Annotated in this window: 18 protein-coding genes; 9 read left to right on the top strand and 9 right to left on the bottom strand. The window is 41.3% G+C overall.

What is annotated here, in order from left to right:
• Window positions 1–23: 23 nt before the first annotated feature.
• Window positions 24–347 (top strand): hypothetical protein, encoded by a 324-nt coding sequence (locus BR06_RS0104075; protein ID WP_031480390.1) that lies wholly within the window; start codon window positions 24–26, stop codon window positions 345–347.
• Window positions 348–368: 21 nt separating this feature from the next.
• Here the strand turns inward: BR06_RS0104075 and BR06_RS20470 are convergent, their stop codons facing one another.
• Window positions 369–2,270: a response regulator gene (locus tag BR06_RS20470; protein WP_169738216.1), complete on the bottom strand. Its 1,902-nt coding sequence runs from the start codon at window positions 2,268–2,270 to the stop codon at window positions 369–371.
• Between the two features lie 175 nt (window positions 2,271–2,445).
• Between BR06_RS20470 and BR06_RS0104065 the strand changes: the two genes are divergently transcribed.
• From BR06_RS0104065 to BR06_RS0104055, 4 genes are all read left to right on the top strand, one after another.
• A complete protein-coding gene (locus BR06_RS0104065; protein ID WP_031480386.1) occupies window positions 2,446–4,419 on the top strand; it encodes a methyl-accepting chemotaxis protein in 1,974 nt (657 codons plus the stop codon).
• Between the two features lie 530 nt (window positions 4,420–4,949).
• A complete protein-coding gene (locus tag BR06_RS20275) occupies window positions 4,950–5,102 on the top strand; it encodes a hypothetical protein (RefSeq protein ID WP_156952644.1) in 153 nt (50 codons plus the stop codon).
• A 294-nt stretch (window positions 5,103–5,396) separates the two neighbouring features.
• Window positions 5,397–8,726, top strand: a complete 3,330-nt coding sequence (locus tag BR06_RS0104060; protein WP_031480384.1) for a hybrid sensor histidine kinase/response regulator — start codon at window positions 5,397–5,399, stop codon at window positions 8,724–8,726.
• A 160-nt stretch (window positions 8,727–8,886) separates the two neighbouring features.
• The gene (locus BR06_RS0104055; RefSeq protein WP_031480382.1) at window positions 8,887–9,543 is read left to right on the top strand and encodes a nitrite/sulfite reductase domain-containing protein; all 657 of its coding nucleotides are present in this window, start codon (window positions 8,887–8,889) and stop codon (window positions 9,541–9,543) included.
• A 203-nt stretch (window positions 9,544–9,746) separates the two neighbouring features.
• Here BR06_RS0104055 and BR06_RS20065 read toward each other — a convergent pair whose 3' ends face one another.
• Window positions 9,747–11,843, bottom strand: a complete 2,097-nt coding sequence (locus BR06_RS20065) for a methyl-accepting chemotaxis protein (RefSeq protein ID WP_235727658.1) — start codon at window positions 11,841–11,843, stop codon at window positions 9,747–9,749.
• Window positions 11,844–12,238: 395 nt separating this feature from the next.
• Here BR06_RS20065 and BR06_RS0104045 point away from each other — a divergent pair, with 395 nt between their 5' ends.
• The 4 genes from BR06_RS0104045 to BR06_RS0104030 all read left to right on the top strand — a co-directional run bounded on the left by BR06_RS0104045 (window position 12,239) and on the right by BR06_RS0104030 (window position 18,371).
• Window positions 12,239–15,940, top strand: coding sequence for a transporter substrate-binding domain-containing diguanylate cyclase (locus tag BR06_RS0104045; RefSeq protein WP_031480378.1), 3,702 nt, complete (start codon window positions 12,239–12,241; stop codon window positions 15,938–15,940).
• Window positions 15,937–17,115 (top strand): HlyD family secretion protein, encoded by a 1,179-nt coding sequence (locus BR06_RS0104040; RefSeq protein WP_031480376.1) that lies wholly within the window; start codon window positions 15,937–15,939, stop codon window positions 17,113–17,115. Before BR06_RS0104045 ends, BR06_RS0104040 begins: the two co-directional genes overlap by 4 nt.
• Window positions 17,112–18,023, top strand: coding sequence for a cation diffusion facilitator family transporter (locus BR06_RS0104035; protein WP_031480374.1), 912 nt, complete (start codon window positions 17,112–17,114; stop codon window positions 18,021–18,023). Before BR06_RS0104040 ends, BR06_RS0104035 begins: the two co-directional genes overlap by 4 nt.
• 123 nt (window positions 18,024–18,146) lie before the next feature.
• On the top strand, window positions 18,147–18,371 hold the full coding sequence (locus BR06_RS0104030) for an SHOCT domain-containing protein (RefSeq protein WP_031480372.1): 225 nt from the start codon (window positions 18,147–18,149) through the stop codon (window positions 18,369–18,371).
• A 102-nt stretch (window positions 18,372–18,473) separates the two neighbouring features.
• Here BR06_RS0104030 and BR06_RS20985 read toward each other — a convergent pair whose 3' ends face one another.
• The 7 genes from BR06_RS20985 to thiH form a co-directional block, all read right to left on the bottom strand.
• On the bottom strand, window positions 18,474–18,638 hold the full coding sequence (locus BR06_RS20985) for a hypothetical protein (RefSeq protein ID WP_211252463.1): 165 nt from the start codon (window positions 18,636–18,638) through the stop codon (window positions 18,474–18,476).
• Entirely contained in the window at window positions 18,623–21,166 is a 2,544-nt protein-coding gene (locus tag BR06_RS0104020) for an NACHT domain-containing protein (protein WP_031480370.1), read from the bottom strand. The genes BR06_RS20985 and BR06_RS0104020 overlap by 16 nt, the downstream gene beginning before the upstream one ends.
• A 266-nt stretch (window positions 21,167–21,432) precedes the next feature.
• Window positions 21,433–21,885 carry a hypothetical protein gene (locus BR06_RS0104015; RefSeq protein ID WP_031480369.1) on the bottom strand — a complete coding sequence of 151 codons (453 nt, stop codon included), beginning with the start codon at window positions 21,883–21,885 and terminating at the stop codon, window positions 21,433–21,435.
• Window positions 21,886–22,026: 141 nt separating this feature from the next.
• The gene (gene thiC, locus BR06_RS0104010) at window positions 22,027–23,331 is read right to left on the bottom strand and encodes a phosphomethylpyrimidine synthase ThiC (RefSeq protein ID WP_031480368.1); all 1,305 of its coding nucleotides are present in this window, start codon (window positions 23,329–23,331) and stop codon (window positions 22,027–22,029) included.
• 24 nt (window positions 23,332–23,355) lie between these two features.
• Window positions 23,356–24,018, bottom strand: coding sequence for a thiamine phosphate synthase (gene thiE, locus BR06_RS0104005; RefSeq protein ID WP_031480367.1), 663 nt, complete (start codon window positions 24,016–24,018; stop codon window positions 23,356–23,358).
• The gene (gene thiF, locus BR06_RS0104000; RefSeq protein WP_031480366.1) at window positions 24,015–24,647 is read right to left on the bottom strand and encodes a sulfur carrier protein ThiS adenylyltransferase ThiF; all 633 of its coding nucleotides are present in this window, start codon (window positions 24,645–24,647) and stop codon (window positions 24,015–24,017) included. Before thiF ends, thiE begins: the two co-directional genes overlap by 4 nt.
• Window positions 24,644–25,768, bottom strand: a complete 1,125-nt coding sequence (gene thiH / locus BR06_RS0103995; RefSeq protein WP_031480365.1) for a 2-iminoacetate synthase ThiH — start codon at window positions 25,766–25,768, stop codon at window positions 24,644–24,646. The genes thiF and thiH overlap by 4 nt, the downstream gene beginning before the upstream one ends.
• Between the last annotated feature and the right edge of the window lie 2 nt (window positions 25,769–25,770).

Genomic DNA, 25,770 nt, shown 5'->3' with positions numbered 1-25,770 from the left:
ACTTTTGATTCATGAGGTCTTTTATGAGTGATTTGTCTTTGAAGCAGGTTAAATATGGCGAATTTGTAATAAGGTATTTCGTTCAAGGAAATATTGCTTATTTGTGTCCCGCGGATATTTTTGCAGTAATGGGCAAGAGCGCGGATGAAGCTTCAGCTTGTGAAAATGAAGCTTCAGCTTGTGAAAATGAAGCTTCAGCTTGTGAAAATGAAGCTTGGGATAAAGTTGAAACCGGTCGCCGTATTTTTACAGATGAAGACTTTTTTGAGTGGTTTTCTGTCCAATTTGATGGTTACGACTATTCTGACGATATGAATTTCCCTCTACCGCTTCCTTGGAGTAACTAGGGGAAGGGCAGGGTATTGCTATTACCTAACGAATTTTTTTATCTCGTCCATTAAGGTTTTAATCTCGAAAGGTTTCGAAACAAATCCATTTATTCCAGCTGCGAAATATTTACCTCTGTCTTCCTGAGTAGCATGTGCTGAAACTGCGATAATGGGTACTCCTGAATTTGGAGATTGCTCATCTTTTCTGATCTCTTTAGCTATTTGAATTCCAGTCATGTCGGGAAGCTGTATATCAAGCAGTATTATGCTGAACTGATCTCGCTCGGCTTCCTTTAAAGCTTGTTCTCCATTTTCTGTCCTAACGACTTCGTACCCCTGACTTTCAAGAACTTTAGCGATATAAAGCTGGCTGTGCTTGTCATCTTCAACGATGAGAGCGTGCTTCTCCGTTGATGTTATAGCTTGCTCATTGCTTATTGGTTCGCAAGATTTCATGGGGATTTGGATGTTGACCAAGCTTCCCATGCCGGAGGGATTTTCGAATTGGATTTGTCCGCTCATTGCTTCGACCATTGGCCCGACCAGCTGAGTTGGGTTTGATTGGTATGGAGTGTCCTGATCCAAAGTCTTCGGATAAAAAGTGTTTTCACCGAGGGTTTTGTTCTTAGAGGCTGATGTTATAGCTAGCACTAGGGTGCCCTGGTCCGCTCCTCCTGCTGCTGCTGAAAATTGTACATATCCCCAAGGTGTATTGGTTATAAACAATTCGAGCAATGCTGTGCAAATCTGCTCAATACGGAGTTTGTCAGATTTTATGAAAGTGGGCAGGTCTGGAGATTTTGTGAAAGAAACATTAAGATCGTTTTGCGAAAAATCAGATTCAAATTCTTGGACTACGCCTTCTAAAGCTTCATGCAGGTTGAAGGCTATTTCTTCAACTTTCAGTCCTTTCTTCCATGTGAAAAAATCACCCATATCATTTATTTTAGATGAGATTCTCTTGAGTTTGAGGGATGAAGAATGATCGTTGTTTTTTTCAGATTGCTCAGCAATAAAGCGAGTCATCAGCGATCTCAGGCTATATGCTCTATTCTCAAAAAATTCTGTTTGAATGTTAGCCTGCTGAGTGATTTCTATATTGATGTTTTTTAATTTGTCTTCGAGTTTTTTTCTCGAGGATATTTCAGATTTAAGCTTTTCAATAGCGGTCGATAGCTCAATACCCTGCTCATTATAGTTTATTTCCAGCGAATTTTTGGCAGATTGGATTTCATTTCTGAGCTGTACAATTTCTGTAATATCTTGAATTACGCCAAATGTTGCAGAGCGCTCCCCTTTGTCATCTTTTTCAAAATAACCCCACATAAGAATGTAGACTGGCTTATCTGTATGTTTTCCGAGTTTGAGCTCGCAATGGAAGTGAGTATTATTTTTAAGAGCTTTGTCAGTGACTTGCTTAATTGTCTTTTGTTCTTCAGGAGCAAGGGCAATCAAAAGGGAATAGAAATTTGGGGGAGAGTCGTTTGGTATCCTTAGTATGGACGTGACTTGTCTTGTCCAATGTGAGCTATCTTGGTCTGCGCTGAACTGGAAGGCTCCTATTGAAGCTAAATCGTGTAATTGGGAAAGCTTTTCCTGGACTTGATTGAATTCCTGACTGGCTTCAATTGCTTCATCTGGTAGATCTTTCAATTCTCGCACTAGCCTTGAAAAAAGCATTGGGCGCTTTTTTATGATGTCCTGTACATCGCGGGATATTTTACCGCCAAGAGCTAAGAGGTAGTCAGAATCTTCACCTAAGACTTCAGCTAGTGCAATAGTTTTTTCTTCTGATAATGCAACTGGTAGGCATCTTTCAATTTTGCTTAGGTATGATGGTTCTATCCCAATGCGGAGGCTTACCTGTCGCTGGGAGAACGATTTATCATTTTCTTGCAGGGCCGCTCTCTTTGATCTGATGTAGTTTCCAAATTTTTCCATAAGCACCCTATAAACTTTTTTTTTTGTATTTACAAAGGTTGAATCGTATGCGAAACCCCGCGTGTATCAACACATACATAGTCGTTGATGTTATAGTCAAGATAATGGTTCAGGACTACCTCTATTTGAGAGATAGATTGTTTAGTTGTTAATTGATTTCACGCGGGAGCGTATAATGAAACTTTCTTCTAAGTTGTCACTTGGTTTCGGTTTGGTCTTAGCTCTATTGCTAATTCTTTCGTGCTCGTCTTATTGGGCTCTTGAAAATTCTAATGAGGGTTTTTCAAAATATCGTGGACTTGCAAGAGTCACTAATCTCACCGGACGCCTTCAGGCTAATATGCTTATGATGCGCATGAGCGTTGTGAACTTTATTGCATCTGGTAGTGATGCAGATTTGAAGCAATTCAATATTTCTTTTGACAAGATGAAGGATTTTATGGGGACGGCTCAGTCTGAGATTCAAAAGCCCGAAAGAGCAAAGCTTGTTAATCAGACGGATGCCTTGATTAAGCGTTATGGTTTGTATTTTGATGAAGTTAGGCAAGCCTGGGTTAAGCGCAACAAGCTTGTAAATGATGTCTTGAATGTTAACGGTCCCCAGATGGAGCGTGACTTAACTCGTATTTTGGATACAGCTCGTCGAGACGGAGATATGAATGCCGCATATTTAAGCAGTGTGGCAATGCGAAATCTACTTTTGGCTCGTCTTTATGTAGTCAAGTTTCTCGATGGTAACTCTTTGGACGACTCCGCCTTATTTCTTAAGGAAATCGAGGCTCTGAGTGAAAAGTTCGCCGATCTTGATAAGACTCTTCAGAATCCAGAGCTTCGTAAGCTTCTTGGCGAGGTTCAAGAGCTGGAGAGGGGCTATACTCTGGCGTTTACTTCTGTTGTGAAGGTTGTTTCAAATAGAAACAAAATAGCAAATGAAAATCTTAGGGAGATAGGTCCGGAAGTAGCTAAGGCTGTTGAGGATATAAAGTTGTCTGTTATGGCTGATCAGAATGTTATTGGTTCTCAGTTGCAGGCTACGAATGATCGTGCAATTATGCTGGCAGTATCAATCAGTGTGCTTGCTCTTATTTTTGGAATTGGCACAGCTGCCTTTATTATCAGAACCACACATAGACAGCTTGGTGAAGACCCTTCTGAAATAGCTCAGATTGCTGGGGATATTTCAGATGGTAATCTGGATATCAAGTTCGCTAATGTTGCGTTCGGCGTATATGAAAATATGAAGAATATGGCCGTTCAACTAACGCAAGTCGTTTCAGATGTCCGTGAAGGATCTGCCAATGTCGCTGCTGGTAGTAATGAACTTTCTGTAGCTGCACAGAGTCTATCTTCAGGTGCGACTGAACAGGCCGCCGCAATAGAAGAAGTTTCAGCATCCATCGAAGAGATGGCATCTAATATTCAACAGAACTCACAGAACGCGCTGGCCACTGAAGGTCTGGCAACACAGTCTGCATCGGATGCTTCAGAAAGTGGTGTAGCTGTTAATGAAGCCGTTACTGCTATGAAAAATATTGCAGAAAAAATATCTATTATCGAAGAGATAGCCCGCCAGACAAATCTCCTTGCTCTTAATGCCGCAATTGAAGCTGCCCGTGCTGGTGAACATGGCAAGGGATTTGCCGTTGTTGCCGCAGAAGTTCGTAAGTTGGCAGAGCGTAGTGGTCAGGCTGCGGGAGAGATAAGTGAACTTTCGACTTCAACCGTTGATGTTGCAGAAAAAGCTGGATCCATGCTGGAAACATTGGTTCCCAATATTCAGAAGACCGCTGAACTTGTACAGGAAATATCATCCGCAAGTGCGGAACAGAACTCTGGCGCAGAGCAGATTAGTCGTGCAATTACTCAGCTTGACTCAATTATTCAACAGAATGCCTCTGCTTCTGAAGAAATGGCTTCAACCAGTGAAGAGTTGGCTATGCAAAGTGAGCAACTTGAGCAGACCATGGCTTTTTTCAGATTGCGTAATTCAGGTGCAAGGCTCGGTACACCGAGGCAGGCTGTGACTCGTTCTGCTCCTAAGTCTTTACCAAATGTTTCCAGAGCCCCATCTCAACCAGCTCCTTCCTCTGGAGCCGGTATTATTATGAGCATTAATTCAGACGATAATGATGAATTTGAAAGATTCTAATTTATGATGTTTAGGTTCCTCTTTAATATGTGAATCCGTAGTGACTGCCGATTCTTTCGAATAAAAGAACCGACAATATAGGAATATCCTACTTACTATGAACTAAAATAAGAGTAGCGAATAAGAAGCTGCTTAAAAGTTATAGATATCTTAAACAGGCATGATTCTTTGTTTAATAGCAGGGAGGCGTGCCTGTTTTTTTATGGTTGTTTACATTTAGAGTATTGTCGTGTTTTTAAGATTTGTGCAATTCACAGTCTGTGATAAATTCTTGAATGTATGTATGAGAAGGTGCTCATGAAAATGGGTTCGGTCGATGCAGTGCGTGTAGCTATCCTTAGTTTCTACAATGTATTAATTGGTTTGCATTGTCTGGTTATAACGATTATGGGTAGCAAATGTAATCGCCGTTTGCGTTTATTCTAGTTACTGAATCGATATTTTTTATGGTCGGGGTGTATATGAATTACCTGTTCTATTTCCGTAGTTTTTAGGGATTTAATGGTCAACTGTAAGATTGCGATAAGATATTGCCCTTTGTTAAAATCCGCGAGCTTCTATGTAAAAATATTACAGGCGTTTATGAAAATCTTTATCTAGAGCAGTCTGTACGGGTTATGAATGCAATTCCAAGTCTTTCAGGTGACACCGCAGTATTTATTGTTGCAGACGTATACCGTTAGCGCAATTTTTAAGAGTACTATAAGCAAATGGCAACAAGCCGGAAATGGCTCTTGATTCTTTCTTCGCTAAGATAGGTGTTTTGAGCGGAGTAGTCGCTGATTTTAAAGCTATGAGAGTACTGATCGGAGAAAAGTCCGTGAGATTTTAAATGTTAAAGATGCTGGCTTAATGCCCATTGAAGATACTCTTGAATAAATAATTTTTTTTAATATTAAGCGTACATACTAATTGGTGATTACCGTTTTTGCTCGCTTCTGGATGATTTTGATTATGTTTATAAATAAGAGCTTGATATGTATAAAATGAATATTGATATTTCTGCAATTAAAAAACTATCCGCTTCGTTCAGAACTAGGCTTATACTGTTGGTTGTGGCCGCAATTTTACTGCCGTTGCTTACAGCCGGAACAATTGGGAGCGGGTTAATTGCTGAGGAGTTTCGGGAGAATCACATGGAGATGCTTGAATCCAATGTCTCCATGGCCATTCTTCTTTTGGATAATCGCGCAGACGAGCTAAAGCGTACAGTCAATAATATATCACTTGATAATACACTGCGAGCCGATCTCGAACTGGAAATTATTCCTCAGCTTCAAAAACATATTGTATCTCAGGCTGAGAGTTTCGAACTTTCAAATCTATCCGTCTTTAATAACAAAGGAAAATTGATAGTTTCCTCTGGGGATGCAAAAATTGAGTTGATTAACCGTGCTAAAAAGAACCTTTTCGTATATCGCACTTCCGAAGGAGTTTTTCTTTGTTATCAAAAGAAGGTTGAGAGTGGTCATTATTTAGGGTCTGTAGTTGGCTGTTACAATCTTTCCGAAAGCGATTTTATTGATTCATTGCAGTGGGTAACTGGTGGGATATTTGCACTATGGTTCGATGGTGAGCTCATAGACTCAAACTTGATTGAAAAAGGTGCTCTTTATCCGGAAGAGCTGACTGTTCCGGATCATCCGAGGTCGAGGGAGCAGGAGATTGGCGGTAATTACTATATGGTTCGTACTGAAAAAATTACTGTAGGGGACAGTATAATTACTTTTTCCATATATAGTCCGCGAGCTGGCGCTATTAAGGCACATATGTCTATTTTTATAGCTATTATTATTGTGATTGCATCACTTGCTGGATTTTTTCTATTTCAATCCAGAAGAATTATCCGTGATATGCTTGTCCCTGTAGATGATTTAATTAGGGCTTCATCTGCTATTTCTAAGGGAGATAAGAGTATTCCTGTCCTTGACTATTCCAGAATTGATGAGTTCGGAGTTCTGAATAAAGCTTTCCGTGATATGCAAATTTCCCAGCGTAGAGGCGCCAAGGTTCTCAGAGAAAATGAAGCTAGACTTGATGCTATTTTTGAGACAGTTCAGACTGGGATTGCAATTATTGATTGGAAAGATCACACCATAGTTGATGTTAATACGGCCGGAGCTATGATCATTGGAGCCTCGAAGGAGGACATTATTGGTCGCAGATGTCAGGGCTTTGTATGTCAGCAAAAGAAAGGGCAGTGTCCGGTTACTGATTGCGGTGTAATATTAGATAACACCGAACGTATTTTGTTGAGGGCTTCTGGACGTAAAGTTAATGTATTGAAGAGCGTCACTCCGTTTGAGATTAATGGTAGAAAGCTCCTACTTGAGAGTTTTGTTGATATTACTGATCGGAAGAGAGCAGAAAGGCTTAAGCGGGAAAAGCTTCTTGCGGAAGCAGCAAATCAGACAAAAGATATAATCCTCGCAAACATGAGTCATGAGGTCAGAACTCCTATCAATGGTATTATTGGTATGAATGATTTGCTCCTCGAATCTCCTCTGAATTCTGAACAAAGACAATTTGCCGGTATTATTAATAATGAAGCCAGTATCCTGCTGGGACTGGTCAATAGTATTTTAGATTTTTCCAAGCTCGAAGCCGGTAAAATGGATTTTGAAGAAATTCCTTTTGATATTCGAAATCTAGTTGAAAGGCTGGGATTCAGCATGGCTCTTGCCGCTTCAGAAAAAGGTGTTGAGCTTGTTACTCACGTCTCTCCTGATATTCGAACTCATCTTGTTGGTGATCCTCTTTGCATTCGCCAGATTATTACTAACTTGGTTTCCAATGCTATTAAATTTACGTCCGAAGGGTCCGTTCTCGTCAAAGTGAGCACAGGATATGCCCCGGATGGATTTATGAAACTGGATATTGAAGTTAAGGATACCGGTGTCGGGATTCCTGCTTCAAAGCAGGAAACTATCTTTGAAAGTTTTACGCAGGCCGATGCGTCTACTACCCGCGAGTTTGGTGGAACAGGGCTTGGGCTCACAATTGCTAAGAAGCTTGCTGAGAATATGAATGGGGCGATCAGCGTCGAAAGTAAGGAAGGAACAGGGACAACTTTCTATGTTTCGATTGTGTTAAAAGAGCAGCTTGAAATCAAAGAGTTTGATGAAATTGCAATGCTGCGCGCACGGAGTTTCAGGGCTCTTATTGTAAACTCTCAGTCCGCTACAAGTAAAATGCTTGTTGAATATTTGAACTTCGCTGGTGTTGCCACTGAGGTTGTTGAGTCTGTTCGTGATGCTGCTGTTTTGTTGGAAGATCCAGATGCTGGGGTTTTTGATATAGTTCTTGCAGATGCAGAGCTAGTTTCAAAATCCGATGTAGCCATCCCATGGGATGGGGGGCAGGGAGTTTCCAAACTGGATATCCCCACTGTTTTGATGCAGTCACTTGGTCAGTTGACAGTAGGAACTCACAAACTTGGCTCTGCTGCATCTATCGTTAAACCCGTGTCACTACCTGGCTTGCTTGGGAAAGTTGCTGGAATATTGTGTTCAAACGGAAACATTCAGATAGAAAAAAGAGTTGATGAAAATGTTTTCAGTAGCGATTGCAGTTTAAAGGTTTTGCTTGCTGAAGATTATGAGCCGAATAGTATGTTGGTTTGTAGGCATTTGAACAAGTATGGTATTACTGTGGATGTTGCAGGCGATGGAGCTAAGGTTATTCGAAGGTTTGAGTCGGGAAATTATGATTTGATTCTCATGGATATTCATATGCCAATTATGGATGGTTATGAGGCCACCAAACACATTCGCAAATTGGAAAAAAATGCTAATTTAGAGCAGGTTCCTATTGTTGCCTTAAGTGCCCACAACGCACAAAGCCACATTGATAAATGTTTTGCAGCTGGAATGAACGACTGTATTGCTAAGCCAATCCGTAGATCTGAATTGATAGAAGTTGTTAAAAAATGGACGGATCCTGTTGAACAGAATTGTGATCTTTCTACCCCTCCTATTGATATAGAGAAGGCTTTATATGAGTTTGAAAATGACCAAGAATTTTTGCTTGAGATTGTGAATTCCTTTTTAGGAGTTGCCGCTCGACAGTTTATTGAAATGGATACAGCCATGAAAAATGGTGAATTATTAAATGTGTCTCGGGCAGCCCATGCTATTCGCGGCGGAGCTGCTAATCTGTGCGCGGATCCTCTAGCTATTGCGGCAACCACGCTTGAAACAGTTGCTAAAGAAGAAAGTCCGGAAACTGCTAATGCCTTGAAAAAGGTATATGAAGAGTTTGATATATTGAAAAAGTTTTTAGTATCAGAGTTGGATGTTAACGCATAGCGGATTTTTATTATATCGTATTTCTTTATTTCGTACCTGTCTTTTAAGCTCTCAACATGTTCAATTTTCCGTAGGGTCGTAGCGTTCTACCACGCTATTGCAGATCCCTCTGCTATGAGTTAATTCAAATTTGGCTAAATACATTAATTAGGAGTTTTTAATGGATAATATTATTTCTGAATCTCTTTCGGTTTTGCCAGTTAAGCGCAAAAACGGAATCTATGCATTGCGTTTATGTGTAAATCAGGGGCAGCTTACAATCGGTATGCTTAAAAATATTACTGAGACCATGGCGGCGTTCAACCTGACCTCACTTAGAGCGACGACAGGGCAGCGTATGAATCTCGAGGGCATCCCTGAGGACAAGCTGGATGATGTCGTTGCAAGTCTCGGTGTGGCCGTTCAAAAGGCTCCTCCAGGCATCTCTGTATGTACGGGGGCAGGCATCTGCATTTACGGTAAGCAGGAAACCCGCGCAATTGCAGATAAAGTGCTGGAGTTGGTTAAAAAGAACGGGCCTTACCCTTATAAAGTTAAAAGCGGTGTCTCGGGTTGTAAAATGGCTTGTGGACTTAGCTTTGTTCGCGATGTCGGCCTTGTTGGCGGACCCAAGGGGTGGGACGTATACTTTGGCGGAGCTGCCACTAGAAATGCCGGAGTTGGAGTACAGCTTGGCAAGAATGTTACTGAAGATGAAGCCTTAGATATGATTGATAAGTCTCTTGGTTTTTACCGTGAAAGTGGTAGGAAACGTGAGCGCCCTAGTGGAACTGTTAACCGCTTAGGCAAAGAAGCATTACTGGATTTTTTAAAATAAGTTGATAAGTATATAGAGTAAGGCCTTGAAAGAGAGCTTTTTCTCTTTGTTTAGCTTTTGCCTGCAATGAAAAGACCTGGAAGAATTATTCTTCCAGGTCTTTTTTTATAGATATATTTTCGAAAGCGGAGAATTGTAATAAATAAACCCCGTACAACCATAATGGCTGTACGGGGTTTATATTGATTATGATACTTATTGGCCTAGAACAACTCAAAGTCGTTATCGTCATGAGAGTTCATGTCTAAAGCGACCCCTGAACCTTTATTTGCTTGAGGTTTCGGGTTTGCTGGTGCAGTTCTTGGTGCTGGTGCAGTTCTTGGTGTAGGTAAAGCTCTTGGTGGTGTTCTTTGAGCTACCCTGGCTGGGGTATATTGCCTGCCTCCGCCATCGACATTAAAGAATGAAATGGTCTTCTGCAGGTGATCTGCCTGACCGGATAATTCTTCTGAAGTGGAAGACATCTCTTCAGCTGCAGCAGCGTTTTGCTGAACCACGGAATCAAGTTGCTGGATAGCGCTGTTGATTTGAGTAGCTCCAGAATCCTGTTCGTTACAAGATGCGTTTATTTCCTGAACTAGTTCAGCGGTCTTCTGAATATCTGGAACTAACTGGTTCAGCATATTACCGGCTTGTTCTGCAACATCTACACTGGTTGATGACAGTTCGCTGATTTCTCCAGCAGCAGCTCCGCTTCGTTCTGCAAGTTTGCGAACTTCGGCAGCTACAACTGCAAATCCTTTTCCATGCTCGCCGGCTCGTGCAGCTTCAATTGCCGCGTTCAAAGCAAGTAGATTTGTCTGGCGGGCTATTTCTTCAATGATGGATATTTTTTCGGCAATTTCCTTCATAGCTCCAACTGTCTGAGCTACTGCAGTACCGCCTTCTTGAGCATCGGCAGATGCCTTTTGTGCAATTGTCTCAGTTTGTCTTGCGTTGTCTGCATTCTGTCTGATGTTTGCAGCCATTTGCTCCATGGATGAAGAAACTTCTTCCACTGATGCAGCCTGCTCGGTTGAGCCTTGTGATAGCGCTCCTGAAGTTGAGGAAAGTTCTTCACTACCTGTGGCCACATTGCCTGACGCAAACTGTATCTCACCGACAACTTCACGCAAACGTATGTTCATCTCGGTAAGAGCTCTTGCCAGATCTCCAATCTCATCAGTGGAGTCTACTTCTATAGAAGTATTCAGGTTGCCTTCTGCAACAGTTCTTGCGAAGGAAACTCCTTTAATAAGAGGGACGATAATGTTTCTTGCGAAGGAAATAAAAGCAGGAATAATGATACAAATAGAGACGAAAAAGACAACAAGTGAGGTCCATAAGGCAGAGCTAATGGCTTCATTTTGACCGGCAGAAGCTTCAACAACTTCTTCGCGGATGGATTCTGTGAATATGTCTAGCTGTTCGCTTACTATTGCACCGTTTGAATCAAGTGAGTCATCTATTGCTTCAAATTTTTCAGCAATTTTTACTTGTTCACGAGCACCTTCTTCAATCAGAGTAACCAGATTGACTTGGATCCCTAGTGCAAGACCGTCAATGGCATTGTTGATTTCGGGAACAAGAGCTGCTTCAGTCCGAGTGGTGGTATGTGCTGAAAGTTGGTTGCTAAATTTACGGAGATCTTGAATGTTTTCATCTACAATCTGCATGCGCTCTGAACTAACTTTCCCTTCATTCTTGTCAATAATGGAGTCCATTGCGGCTAGAAGAAGCTCAGTTAAGGAAAGCTTCATCTTCATTGAAATGAGCACGCCTTCTTTATCGTCACGGGATTCTAGATTGTCTTGAAGTTTTTGAAGTTTATTTTGAAGTTTATTTCCATTTGTATCGAGTACGTTGTCAATCTCTGCAAAATCATTTTCAATCTGTGAGCTTCTGATGGCGCTTTCATTGATTAGTTTAGTCAGATCAACTTTAATTGCATTGATCAAGCCCTGGACACCTGTTTTAATTTGCTGGGCCGATCTTCTTTCGGCATCAGTATCCGCTGCCTGAACTATTCCTTCGGAATTATCAGTCAAGAATTTAGATGTACGATTGATTATTTCCGTTAACTCGTTTGCAATTTTTCCCTCATCTTTATCTACGATGGAATCCATTGCGGCAAGTAACAATTCAGCTTGCGCAAATTTCATGTCTTGCGCTAACTCAAATTGATTGCTTCTTAAGTTCTGCATATCACTTGATTTTTCAACAGACTTAAATCCGAAAATGTTGATGATGGCCAGTACACTCAAGGCCAGTACAACGATTGCGCCCATTGCTGTCATTTTTCTCTTAATTGTCCAGTTCATAATAATCCCTTCCCTTAAATAGAAATATTTTGATAATTTTATTCTAGCTAAATTTATAGATATGTCTAATATTTTTTTCCAATTAACTGATATTATTTAATAATTGCATTTCAAGCATTCATCTATTGAAACGTAAAAGTTATTATTAACAATATTTCATTATAGAATGGGTTAAATGAGCGCAGTGGATACAGTGCTGGGTATTTGATGCTACGAAGAAGTTTTTTGTAATATTACAAATTTGAAAAGATCATGAATATGGTTTTTTAGAATTTATTATGATGTGGCGGTGTGTCGATTGTAATGTTATTGAATTAGCAGAAATGAATGATATTTATATTATATTTTTATTCAGAGTCGCAGTTTGAAGTTCAGTTTTTTGTATAGAGGAAGTTATGAAGGTAAGATTTATTTTTTTTGTATTAATATCTTTTGTGCTGCTCTGCGCTGATTTTCAAGATTCAGATGCCAATCAAAGCGGTTTAAATCTCAATGCTCAAGAGCAAATATTTATTACAGACCATCCTGTAATACGTGTTGCAAACGAAGAGGATTGGCCGCCGTTTGACTATTCTGAGTTTGGCGAATCTAAAGGGCTTAGCATTGATTATATCAAACTGCTTGCTGAGAAGGCCGGTCTTAAAATAGAATTTGTTAACGGCTACTCTTGGGCTGAGTTGCTGGCTTTATTTAAAGAGAAACAAATAGATGTTATACCTGCGTTGTATAAAAATAGTGAACGTGAAGCCTTTACTCTTTTTACTACACCTTATTATAAGGGCGAACTTGGTGTTTTTGTTCGTGATGCTAATAGTAATGTTAATAACTTGAATGATCTTGTGGGCAAAAGAGTAGGTATTCAAAAATCTCACGGAAGCGCTTCTTTTATTTATGGGCAGATTCCGGGGATTAAGCTGATAGAAATCGATAGCCCTATTGATTTGGTAAAAGGTCTCGCAACAGATAAATTAGATGCAATCATCGGCAATCCTTTGCTGTTTTACTATTACGCAAAGGCTAGTCAGGTAAATAATATTCGTCTTGCTGATTACGTTGAACTGACAAAGACAGATCAGGCTGAAATTTCTATGCATGTTGGGGTGCGAAAAGACTGGCCTTTGTTACGTAGTATACTTCAAAAAGCGCTAAATTCAGTGTCTGTCAAAGAATTACAGACCCTTGAAGATAGGTGGGATGTTAATCCTTTTAGACTCAGCGATGCTGCAAAAATATCTCTTTCTAAGGCTGAAGAATCCTACCTTGCTAAGCATCCAGTAATTCGTATTAGTAATGAACAGGATTATCCGCCGTATGACTTCGCCATAGGCAAACAGCCGCAGGGATATTCTATAGACCTGCTTAATATGCTTTCTAAGCGTATTGGATTCTCCATTGAGTATGTGAACGGCTACTCATGGGAGGAGCTTGTAGGTCTTCATCAGCATAACAAACTAGATTTGCTTCATACAATTAGCAAAACTCCTAAGCGAATTGAAACAGGACTGTTTTCGAATCCTTTCAGGTTTTATAAAAGCCATTATGTTGTGCGCAAAGACTCATCTGAAATGGCCGATATAGCTGACTTTAAAGGTAAAGTTGCTGCTGTTGGTAAGGGGTGGAGTCAGGAAGAATTTTTCAAAACACATCATCCTGAGGTCGAGCTTCTGTCGCTAAATAGTGCTGAAGAGATGGTTGAGGCCGTGTCAAATGGTAATGCCGATTTTATGGTTTCCGACATACCTGTCATGAGCTACCTATTTGCTAAACGTAATATAAAAGATCTTAAAATATCAGGCTGGGCGAAGACATTCGATCGGGGTCAAAGAAGAACTCTGCATTTCATGGCCCACAAAAATGAAAAAGAACTGATTTCTATGCTGAACAAAGCTCTGGCTTCCTTGACTCCTCAGGAGATTGAAATTCTTGAGCGCAAGTGGTTTGGAGTATTAGGTGGGGAACAACGACAGGTTGCTTTGAGCCTCGAAGAACAAACTTTCATTGATGAGAACCCTGAAATAGTACTCGGGGGCGGTATTTCTTTTGATCCTTTTTTGATTCAAAATGACGATGGGTCTATCAGTGGTTATGATTCCGATATAGCGAAGTTAATCAGCAAAAGGACCGGGCTGGGTATTAGGTTCGAACTTGGCAAATGGGTCGATGTTCAAGATAAGGCTAAAAGGGGAGAGGTTGATGGTATAAGCACTGCTTCAGCTCATGAAAGTCGTGATAAATATTTAATTAAGACTTCTCCCTATCTCACGATGACCAGTCTAGTGATTGTTCGGAATGGTAACCCAAATCGGATATATAGTGTTAATGACCTTGCTTATAAGCGAGTAGCTCTTCAGCGGGGGAACTTGGGTTTTAAAAAGCTTCTTGATCCTTATTTGGATGAAGTAGAGATCGTTTATTATGACACTATGCATGAATTGATCAGGGCTGTGGTTGCTGGTGATGCAGACTTTACGATTTTAGATGAGACAGCATATTACGTAGCCGATCAGCAAGGGCTAGGCGGATTCATCGAGACGACTTTCCCAATTGGTGAGCCTATGGAAATCAGGTTTTATTTAAGGAATGATAAACCTGAGCTGGCATCAATTTTCAATAAAGGACTGAGAACGATATCAGAGCAGGAAAAGAACAGCATTAGAAAAAGATGGTTTGGCAAAAATAAAAAGAACTTCAGCGATAGTGAAGGTATTGCAGATTTTACCAATGAAGAGAAAGAGTACCTTGCCAAAAAGGGTGGGATCTCTATTAGCGTATATCCGGATCAAATGCCCTATATGCATGTTGACGGAAGTGGACAGCTTGATGGAATGGCTGCTGACTACTTTTCTCTATTTGAAGAGCGGGTTGGGGAACCATTCAGGTTTTTGCCCACCAGAACATTCGAAGAAACAGTTCTGTCTATCCAGTTACACAAAACCGATGTCCTTCTTATGACTAATGAGTCTCCTGAACTTCGAAAATATGTAGATGTTACGACTCCATATCTTTCCTTTCCGTACGTAATTGCGACGACAAGCGACAAACTATTTATCGAAGATATCGCAATTGTGATTAGTAATAATTTCGCTGTAATAAAAGATTCTCCCATTATACCAGAACTTAGGAATATGCATCCGTTCATAAAGATTGTGGAAGTTGAATCCTTATTGGATGGCCTTGGGATGGTTCGTGAAGGCAAGGTTTTCGGGTACATAGATACCTCCGCTGCGATTGGATATGCCATACAAAAAGAGCTGATGCTGGACATTAAGATAGCCGGGAAGATTGCGCGTGATCATGATTTCAGGGTAGCAACACGTATTGATGAACCGCTCCTGAACAGTATTTTTCAGAAGGTCGTGGGTAGTCTTACTAGAGAAGATAAGCAGCGCATTTATAATCGATGGGTTGCTATTAAGTATGAGCGTGGAGTTGACTATTCCGTTGCGTGGAAAGTCATAATTGTTGCCGCTATCTTACTTTTTGCAAGTATGTATTGGAATCGCAAATTGGCGCTGGCAAGGCGTCAGATTCAGGTAACTCTGGAAGATCTGAGCGCGGCTCAAAGTCTATTGCAGGATAAAAACGATGAGCTTGAAAAGCTTGCCGTCACGGATAGGCTGACTGGACTCGGGAATCGTATGAAGTTGGACAGTACGCTTCAAATAGAAATTGCTCGAAACATCCGTTACCAGCATTCTCTTTCAGTCATTATTATGGATCTTGATTTTTTCAAGCGGATTAATGACAATTTGGGCCATCAGGCTGGAGATAAGGTTCTTCAAGGCGTAGCAGAAATTTTGCGAAGTAGCATTCGTGCTACTGACGTTGTCGGGCGTTGGGGCGGCGAAGAATTCCTAATAATATGTCCTGATACTACTCTTGAAGGTGCAAACACTCTTGCTGAAAAAATCCGTGTAATAATGGAAAGTACTGAACTTGAAGAAGGCGTAACAGTTACTGGAAGTTTCGGCGTGGCTGAGATGGAAAGTGGAGAAAAGGATGCTAGCTTAATCCGCAGGGCCGATGACGGACTATATGAGGCGAAAGCTAACGGGCGAAACAGGGTCGAGGTTGTGTGTCGGAAGACAGACGAATGAAGATCCGTATAAGCAGTAAAAAGGCAACGTGGATAGTGGTAATTCTTATTGCTCTACTTCCACTTCTTTCCATCATTAATTATATGCAACGCTTTGTTGTCCGCAATGGAGTTGTTACAGCCTTTAGGTTTGAAGTCCGTGCTCCTATTGATGGCATCGTGGATAATCTTTCAGTTGTGCCCGGGACTGTTGCCGGGGGTAAAACCGCTTTGCGCTTGGGTAATAAGCGAAAAGCGGGACAGCATGAAACGCTTGAGCAAGAACTTAATTCTCTTGATGAAAGTCTTACTCAAAGCAAAAAAATGTTAGCAGAATATATTGCTCAAATTTCAACGGACTTGGATCAGAGTCTTGGTATCTTAAGAGCTAGATTGATTGGAGAAAAAGCATCGCAAAATGAATCATTTCATCGCCGTGAGCGGACCATAAAGCTTGTAGAGGATCTAGTAGCAACGCGAGAAGATGCTGATCGAGTTGAATCAGAATATCGTAAAAACGAGGCCAAGGTAAAAACAACCAAGCTGGAGATAGAGCAGCTTAAGCATCGTCGCCGGATGTTGTCACAAGGTATGTTTCCCCAAGATTTATCGGATGGAGTTATTCAGGTTCAACGCCGAATTAACACACTGAAGCAGGGAATTCTTGAGTGCAAAAGGCGTATGAGTGAAGCCGATACAGCTTTTATAGATGAAGCGGCTCCTTTGATCGCTGGCAAAGGGAATATGAATAACAGGTCTGCCAGAGCTTCCGTAGTATTGCCCGACACCGCCGTAGTGTGGGAAGTGGACGTCCAAAACGGCATGGAAGTGACTAAAGGCGATCGTCTTTTATCCTATATCGATCGAAGCCGCCTTATGGTTGAAGTTGCTGTTGATGACGCGACTTTGGAACTGATTAAGCCCGGGCACCCCGCGCGAATACGTTTGTTCGGCAAGCCCGAATTCATCGAAGGAAAAGTCACCCGTGTAATGGGGTCAGGCGGCGTATGGCATTCGAATTTATTCGCGGCGACAATCAAACGCAGATCATTTCGTGATGGGCGCGTTCTAGTTCAAATCAAAGACGACAAGCTTTATAATGAAGTCGAGATGTTTTGCGGAGTAGGGCGGACAGCCTATGCTGAATTTGAAGGAATCGGACTTGTAGAACAGTATTTCGGAACCTTTCTTAGATGAGTGCTATCGGGCCAGAACTTTCCCCTCACCAGAAAGAGAAGGAACGCTCCGTATTATGGGCGGCTGTTCTTGATACAATTCTCTTAATATTTCTCATGAGTGTAGGGCTTCTATCCGGTTCCATGACGGCGCTATCCGAAATCATTAGAATCATACTTTTGCTAGTGATAGAATATGTCTCGTATATTGTTTTGAGGCGAGTTCACAGAAGTCGATTTAATGAGTTTGAATTTGGAACAGGCAAGATCGAGCGGATTACAAATCTGCTGGTTGCCTTCGGACTTTTGCTGAGTAGTCTTTATATATTTACAAAAGTTATCGGCATGGATGAGAGTGTCCCTATTTCGACCACTGCTCTGATGTTGACGCTGATTGTGGCCAATTTTAACCTGATGATTAATTTTTATTTCTCAATGGCTTTTATCCGTTCCAATCAGACTGAAAGCTCGGTGATTATTTCATCTCAGATCGCCGCTAGAATTGCTAAAACAGTAGCATCGTGCGTGGTTGTTGGTATTCTAATGCTTGCACTATGGTTGCCGGACCCGAGGTCTGCACGCATTGTCGATTTGGGTGGTTCAATAATCCTTGTCGGCTACATGGTTTTCATAGCCTATGGGTTGATCAAGGAAAGTCTGCCGGAAATTCTAGACCGTACCATATCCGAGCCTGATCATTATCAAATACTTAGAATATTAGCGGAAAATTTCGATCAGTACGATGGTTTCAGCGGCTACAAGACGCGTAGGTCCGGTAAAGATTTATTTATCCTTTTGACATTATCCTTTTTTGCCACAAATTCGCTAGAGCAAATCGAAGCGCGTTTGCAGCCCATACGACAATCCTTTGAAGCGGAACTTCCGGGGTCATCGCTGATCATTGTGCCTGAGGTTGCGAAGGGGAGTTAATAAAATTGTGTTCCATTATTACGGTTTGTGATCCGCTTTGCTAACAGTAATTTATAAGACTAATTGATATTATTTTGTGGTTGCTGTATGTTTGATACTAAACCATATTTTAAGGAGTATTAAATGAAGTTAGTAAAATTATTAGGATTGATCGTTTCGATCGCGCTTGCAGGTGTTCTTATGCTTGGGCCAATGACAGGTTGCGGAGGCGGCGGCGCTGATCAGTCCATGCAGACTAAAACTACAACCACTGGGCAGGAACTTCAGGACTTGGACGCCGCGTACAAGAAAGGCGTTATCACTGAAGATGAATATAAAGACCAGAAAGAGAAGATTCTTGATGATTAGTATTTGAAATATTTTATTAGATTCAAAACCCCGATGCTGGCGACAGTATCGGGGTTTTATTTTTTGGGATTTTAGAGATTATGAGTTTAGGGATTTTTGAATTTAGTTAAAGCGTCCGCACATGGTTTCGTGGCATTTTTTTAGGAAGCTCATCATTTCTGCATGGTCACCTGTTTCGTAGAATTTGATCATGCCAGTATTGTATTCTGTCAGCCATTTGGCTGGAACTGAATGTTTAGAATTAAGTTGAGTTAAGAGCTTTTCCATCCATTTTTTAATATATCTGCTACTGAATCACCGTACTGAAGCCTAATTTCACTGTCCACTTGTTGGCTGTCACCTGTTATGTAAACGCAAGCATTGTAAACTATAAATGTGTATAATTTTGTGTTTGCAAATGAGCTTGCTACAGGACCGATACCCAAAAGATTGTCCCACTTAGATTCTTCACTGGTTAAAACTAGGTGCAAAGCAACTTTTCTCATAAAACGCAGATAGTAAGGATGGCGTGAAAAGAAAGTAGCTGTGAAAAATTGTTCAATGTTGTTTGATGGAGGATGAATTTGTTGTGCTCCAAAGATTTCCCCCGCAAATTTTATAGATTCTGGAGTGGGTTTTTTCTTTGAATAAGGAACAATCATTGGGTGTCCTGATGCGTTCATCGCATTTCTAATAGCTGGATGTGTTTGTTTATTATCTTTTAACAAAAAACTAGCCAGATATTCTGCATAGAGGTATTCAAGGAATGATTTATGTGGAAATTTGAAGATGTTGTTTCCACTAAAATCCCTTACGAGTAATCCGTAGCTTCTAACGTTGGTATTTACTATGTCTACTGGGGTAGGAGTGTCTTTCAATCTTTCCTTTAATGCTAATTGGGTAGTACCTTCTGTCATGGGATTTGTTTTAGAAACTTCGTCAGGTATAAATTCGTATAAGACTTCTGTTATTCGCGTCAAATCCTTACTACTAATTTGGTTTAAGCCGTTTTTACGTACCATATAAACTGCGATTCCATTCATAAAATAGCGCAACTCGCTTTCATTGAGGATCATGAAATTTTGGTGTTGAGGGGTGTGCTTGAATTGCTTTTCAGTTTGTCGATTACAGCAGTTATTTATAAATGTGGAGATTATGAATGCTGAGGTTAGTTTGTTTGCATTACGATGTTCGATCATTTCAGCATTGTTCCATATAATGCTAATTATGTAGAGCAGTGATGGGCGTGAAGCAATATCTCTAAATACGGAATTTTCTTCAAATAATGAAAGAATTTCTTCTTGAACTTTTGTATCACATTTCCTTAGGCTGTTATGAACTTGATCACTTGTAAATGGTCGAAGGTATAACGCTTTGCACGAAGGTCCGACTCCTTGAGCATCTTGGATTCCAAGTGAATGTTTTAATTCATCATCATCTAGGAAAAAGTTGGGTCTACCAGTAATTATAATTTTGGAATTTGGGTAACTGAATTTCCATAAGGATGTGAAGTGGTTTATTCTTGCATCATGGTCTGCAACTCCCTGCATTTCGTCAAAGCCTTCAAATATGATGCACAGTTTGCCTGCTACAAGTAGCTTGTGCATTGCTTTAGGAATAATATTATATTTACTTGCCCAAACTCCTAACAGTTCTACAGGTGATAAGCTAGATGGGCTTTTACTTTTCAAGTCGATAAGAATTGGAGTTCGGTTTGTGTGATTTTCTGTAGAGCACAGCATGTTATACGTGAACATTAGAGATCCAGTCGTTTTGCCTTGGCCGTACTCTCCAAGTAAAGCAATTTGTTGGCGGCTTGGATCCTCTAGCCACTGTTCAAGATAGCCTTCGAAAGTCAAATCTAAATTGCTTTGAGTTGAGTCTTTCAAATAAGATTGAACATAAGTATCCGCTAAAGTAAGGCTACTGTCAGGAAGAGTTTCTTCTTCAACTTGTTTCTTAACATCAGCAATGTAATCTGAGAAATCCACTAAATTATCCAATAGATATTCTTCTGTGTACTGCGTAATGCTGGTTCCTGCTATCTTGGGCGAAATAGAACCAGCCTTATCAATTGTAACAATATACAGTTCGATTTCTACTGCGTTATTTTTTAAATATTTACTTTTAATATATGTTAATAATTCTTGTACGTCTGAAGTGTTTGGAGATATTTTGGGGCAAAAAATGACAACAGGTAACTCTGTTTTTTTATCTTTACCAGTCCAGCACGAAAAACGATCATGCCAATCGTCCATACTAATGCTAAAATTGGGATGGGTTAGTTCGATTAGGGTCTTTGCTTGCTCGTTCCATACAAGTGTATCATCAGAATTCTGTAGTTCAATGTGCTGTCGTTTAGGTTCTTTTTTCTCGTATACAGGAGATGGTGGATGAAATGTAATTTTTCTGATGAATTCATAGGAACCTTCAGCTATGAAGGTTTGTGTTTGCCCGCCGTTTTTTCTGTCGCGTTCAAATTGATTAACTGAGATAACTCCATCCCAATTTCTATGTATTAAAAATGTGAATACGTATAGTATGATAAGCAGTAATAATACTAATACTTTGTCAGAGTTGTTGGCTTGCTGGGTTTGGATTGTTGTGCCGAAGGTCGTATTTATTAGAGAGGCAATTGGGGCCCATGGAGGAGAACCTATAAATGTATTAAAAGTAAGCATGAATGAAGTCATGGCCATTGAAAGAGCTGCAAAGGCAAATCTTTCACGCGTGAAGCGATTTCGGTTAATATAGTAGCGAATTGTGAAGTAAGCTGAAACTAATAAGATTAAAAGACCTAACCCAAGTAATAACATGTCCGCATCCTCTATGTCTTTCTAAATTTATGAGAATTGTGTATTCGATTGTAATTAAATTATAGTAATTTTAAATCTGGTTACTCGTTACTCTATTAGTTGTCTGAATGCTAGTTGCAAATGCCTAATAAATAATACTCGTACATGTTTTAAAAGGTTATGATCAGAATTAAATAATGGTGTTCTTTTTTTGCGCAACAAAAAAAGCCCCGACAGACTAACGTCCGCCGGAGCAATCTAATCCCAAACATTTCAACTGTCACAGCCTAAGCTTTTCTTGTCTTCATCCCCTGTAAAACTTTTCTATTAATACCCATTCGCGTTTGAAGTTGACTATAAGATAGTTTTCTTCTGCTTTTTGACTTGAGTAGAACCCCGTATTCAAAGTAGTTAATCCATTTTTTATTATAGGCATATTGTATAGCTTCTTCATTCAGTGCCTTCTGGTCATCATCTCGAATTCTTTTAATTGCTTGAAATATTTTGTCCGACGGAATGGTTGGGAATTCATTTACACAGCAACTTCCGATAATTGCCTCATTGTTATTCTGTGTGTTTTTAATAACAGAAAATTCTTGTATAGGAGAATGACAGCATAAACAATTTTCGGGTTCTTCCGTTTCATATATTTTACGAAGTGACCATTCTAGTTTTGCTATATCCCAAGTTGTGGCTTCGGATAATTTAATAATATTTTCTTTATAGTCGTCTTTAGACATTTGCTCTCCATTTTTTTACATGAGCGGTCTTAATGAGTAATCTGAGTTCATGAAAAAGTAATCCAAAAAAGCCCCGACAGACATAACATCTGCCGGGGCAATCTAATTCTCAATATTTAAGCTATTTACAAGCTATAAAAACTAATCATCCAGCTGAATGTCTTTGCCGGCAAGAACGCGATTCATATTTCTAACCGCACACATCTTACCACACATGGTGCAGGAATCTTCGTGCTCAGGCTTGGAGGATTCGCGGTATTCGCGTGGCTTAACTGGGTCCATAGCAAGGTCAAACATGCCGTTCCAGTCTAGGGCCGCGCGTGCTTTACTCATTTTATCATCCCAATCTCTTGCGCCGGGGTGTCCCTTTGCAACGTCAGCCGCGTGAGCCGCGATGCGTGTTGCGATGATGCCTTCTTTCATATCATCAAGAGTCGGCAAACGAAGATGCTCAGCAGGTGTTACGTAGCAGAGGAAATCAGCTCCATTCATTGCTGCAATAGCACCCCCGATAGCGGCTGTGATGTGGTCATATCCAGGGGCAACGTCTGTTACCAGCGGTCCAAGCACGTAGAATGGTGCGCCGTGGCAGAGACGTTTTTCCATCATCATGTTGCCAGCGATTTCGTTCATCGCCATATGGCCCGGGCCTTCGATCATAACCTGTACGTTGCGTTCCCATGCGCGCAGGGTAAGTTCGCCAAGTACGATGAGTTCTTCAACCTGACAAGCGTCAGTTGCGTCATGCAAACAACCGGGACGGCAACCGTCACCAAGGCTTAATGTTACGTCATGCTCTTCACAGATATCAAGCAAACGATCGTAATGTTCGTAGAATGGGTTCTCAGCTTTGTTGAGCTCCATCCATGTGAAAAGCAGTGATCCGCCTCGGGATACGATGTTGGTGAGTCTGCCGCCGGCTTTAACTTTTTCAGCGGTGTGCTGGTTTAGTCCGCAATGGATGGTCAGGAAATCTACTCCGTCATCCACGTGTTTCTGAACAACATCAAAAAATTCGTCTACGGTGATATCCTGTAGGTTTTTATCGTAGAAACCAACCGCATCATACATAGGAACAGTTCCGATCATAGCTGGTGATATTACAATCAAGCGTTTGCGGAATTCCTGTGTTTTACCATAACAGCTGAGGTCCATGATCGCTTCCGCTTTCATATCCAAAGCCATCTGTACTTTGACTAGTTCAGGCTCGATATCGCTGCAATCTTTAGAGATACCAAGGTTTACATTGATCTTGGTGCTCATGCCTTCACCTACACCTTCAGGGTCGATGTTGGTGTGCTTTTTGTTGCAAGGGATAATAACTGTTCCCTTCGCCATGCGCGCCATGAGATCTTCGATGCGAATATTTTCTTTGCGAGCAACGATTTCCATCTGTGGTGTGACGATGCCTTTGCGGGCTGCGTCCATTTGAGTAGTGTATTTCATGATATCTCCTTTTCAGGCTAGTTTTTAAATGTCATTAGCGGACTGCATAGCATTACGCAGCGCTTTGATTTTGTCGCCGATATTATCAGCTTCGACTATTTCAGTGACTAGTGCCACACAGCTTGCGCCGTGTTTTGCCACTTCCGCCACATTGTTTTCTTTGATACCACCGATGGCGACAAAGGGAATTTCTATGTTCTTTACCACATAATCCAAATATTCAAATCCAACGGGATCGCAGACATCGTCCTTGGTAAAGGTACGGAAAACCGGCCCTACGCCAATGTAATCTGCTCCGCGTTTTTGCGCGTCTCTTGCTTGCTCCGGGCTGTGAGTGGATAGGCCTATTGCCATATTTTCACCCACCAGTTTACGAACAGCTTCAATTGGGAAATCCTTTTGACCGACATGAACACCGTCAGCTTCAACAAGAATTGCAAGATCGATATCATCATTAATGATGAAAGCGGCTCCGGCATCGCGTGTCATTTTACGAATCTCTAAACACTCTTCGTATTTGAGTCCCATTTTCTTTTCTTTTTCGCGGTACTGAATAAGTTTGATTCCATTATCCAGCATGGCTTTGACCACCTCAAGGTTGGACCTCCCTTGCGAAAATTTTTCTGCGGTCAGACAGTAAATGTCCGTGTCCAGAATGTTTTGTCTGGTAATTTTTTTTACGCTCACTTTGCGGTTCCTTCTTTCTCGAATTTATCAAGGTAGTGGCTTAAGATAATGTCCGCCTGCTTGGCTGCGGAGATAGCTACTTTCGGTGAAAATGGAGGGGTATCCATATTGCATTCGGTCTCCATATCTCCCACCATATAAAAATTGTCGCGAACCTTGCGGGTGAGAATGGTGTCCGCATTACCTGCACCGCCAATACCGGATGCTGCTACAATCAGCTTGTTTGTGGGCAGGAATGTTTCTACCAGACTTCGCTTTATTCTTGCCGCATCGAATGCTTCTACAATAACTTCACATTTGCGGAAAATTTTTGGCATATTCTCCGCTGTAGCTGTCTCGATATGCTGAGTTATGTCCAGCCCGGGATTAACCGCGAACATGTTTTTGGAAAGGGCAATTACCTTAAATTCACCGACCTGATCTAATGTGTAATACTGGCGGTTAAGGTTTGAAGCTTCCACTCGGTCAAAGTCGATGATCACGAATTTCTTAAACCCACTACGCACCAGATTCATGGCGCAATTGGACCCGAGTCCACCTGCTCCAGCTATACCGATGGTGATGGATTGAAGGTATTTAAGCCGATCTTCCCCGAGGTAAGCAGCTAAACCTTGCTCCGCTTTATTCACTTATGATCCCCATTATTTACGATAGGCTCCCAGTCCTTGAAAACTGGCTGGTAGCCGCGTTTGATAAGAGCCTCGCACATTTCTTCAACGCTGCGTTCGTCGGAAATATCAAATTGTCCGACCTTTTCGCCTTTTTGGCTATGTCCGCCAACTTCGGTCGAAACTCCCGCAGACATTTTGGTCACGCCTAGCGGTAGAATGTTTTCGCGGAAATCTGGGCTTTCACGTGTCGAAACAGTTATGCCTACGCGCGGTAGGTAGATTCTGAGAGCGAGCATGTTCTGCACCATATCTTGGTCGCTGACGATGGATGCAGGCTTAAATGATCCGGCGTGGGAGCGCATTCTTGGAAGCGATACGGCTACGTCCACATCAGGATATTTTTTCTGTAAATATGAAGCGTGTATTCCCGTGAGAAGTGCATCCTTGCGCCAATTGTCGAGGCCGAGAAGCGCGCCTATGTTTACTACTCGCATGCCCGCTTTACAGCTGCGTTCAGGTGCATCTAAGCGATAGCGGAAATCTTTTTTAGGGCCTGCTGGGTGCAGGGTGGGGTAGAGTTCTTCATTGTAGGTTTCTTGAAACATGGTCATGCCGTCTACGCCGGATTTGACCAAGCTAGCATATTCATCCTCGTCCATGGCATATATTTCAATTGATACGGATGGGAAATATTTGCTGAGCACTTTCATGCAGGATTCAAGATATTCAGGAGAAGATTTTTTGCGTGCATCTCCTGTAAGAATTAGCAGGTGTTTTAACCCCGTTGCGGCAATGGCCTGAGCTTCTTCTTCAAGCTGAGATGGTTCAAGCTGCGTGCGCGGGATTTCGTTTGTGGTGTTGAAACCACAATAAATACACCGATTCGTGCAGTAGTTAGAAAGATATAGTGGAGTAAACAGTTGAATAGTTTTACCGAAATTCTGCAATGTCAGCTGGCTAGCCTTTTGCGCCATTTCTTCTAGTAAAGGAATTGCCGCAGGGCTGAGCAGTGCAAGAAAGTCTTCTGGACTTGCTGTTGTTGCGCTTATTGCACGCCGCACATCAGCTTCTGTCACTGACTCGAATTTTTCTAGGAGCGGTAACTTGCTGTATTCGGCAGATATTTGGTAAAAGCTCATCA

Source organism: Maridesulfovibrio frigidus DSM 17176, assembly GCF_000711735.1.
GTDB lineage: Bacteria > Desulfobacterota > Desulfovibrionia > Desulfovibrionales > Desulfovibrionaceae > Maridesulfovibrio > Maridesulfovibrio frigidus.
This window is presented reverse-complemented; position numbering and strand designations above follow the sequence as displayed.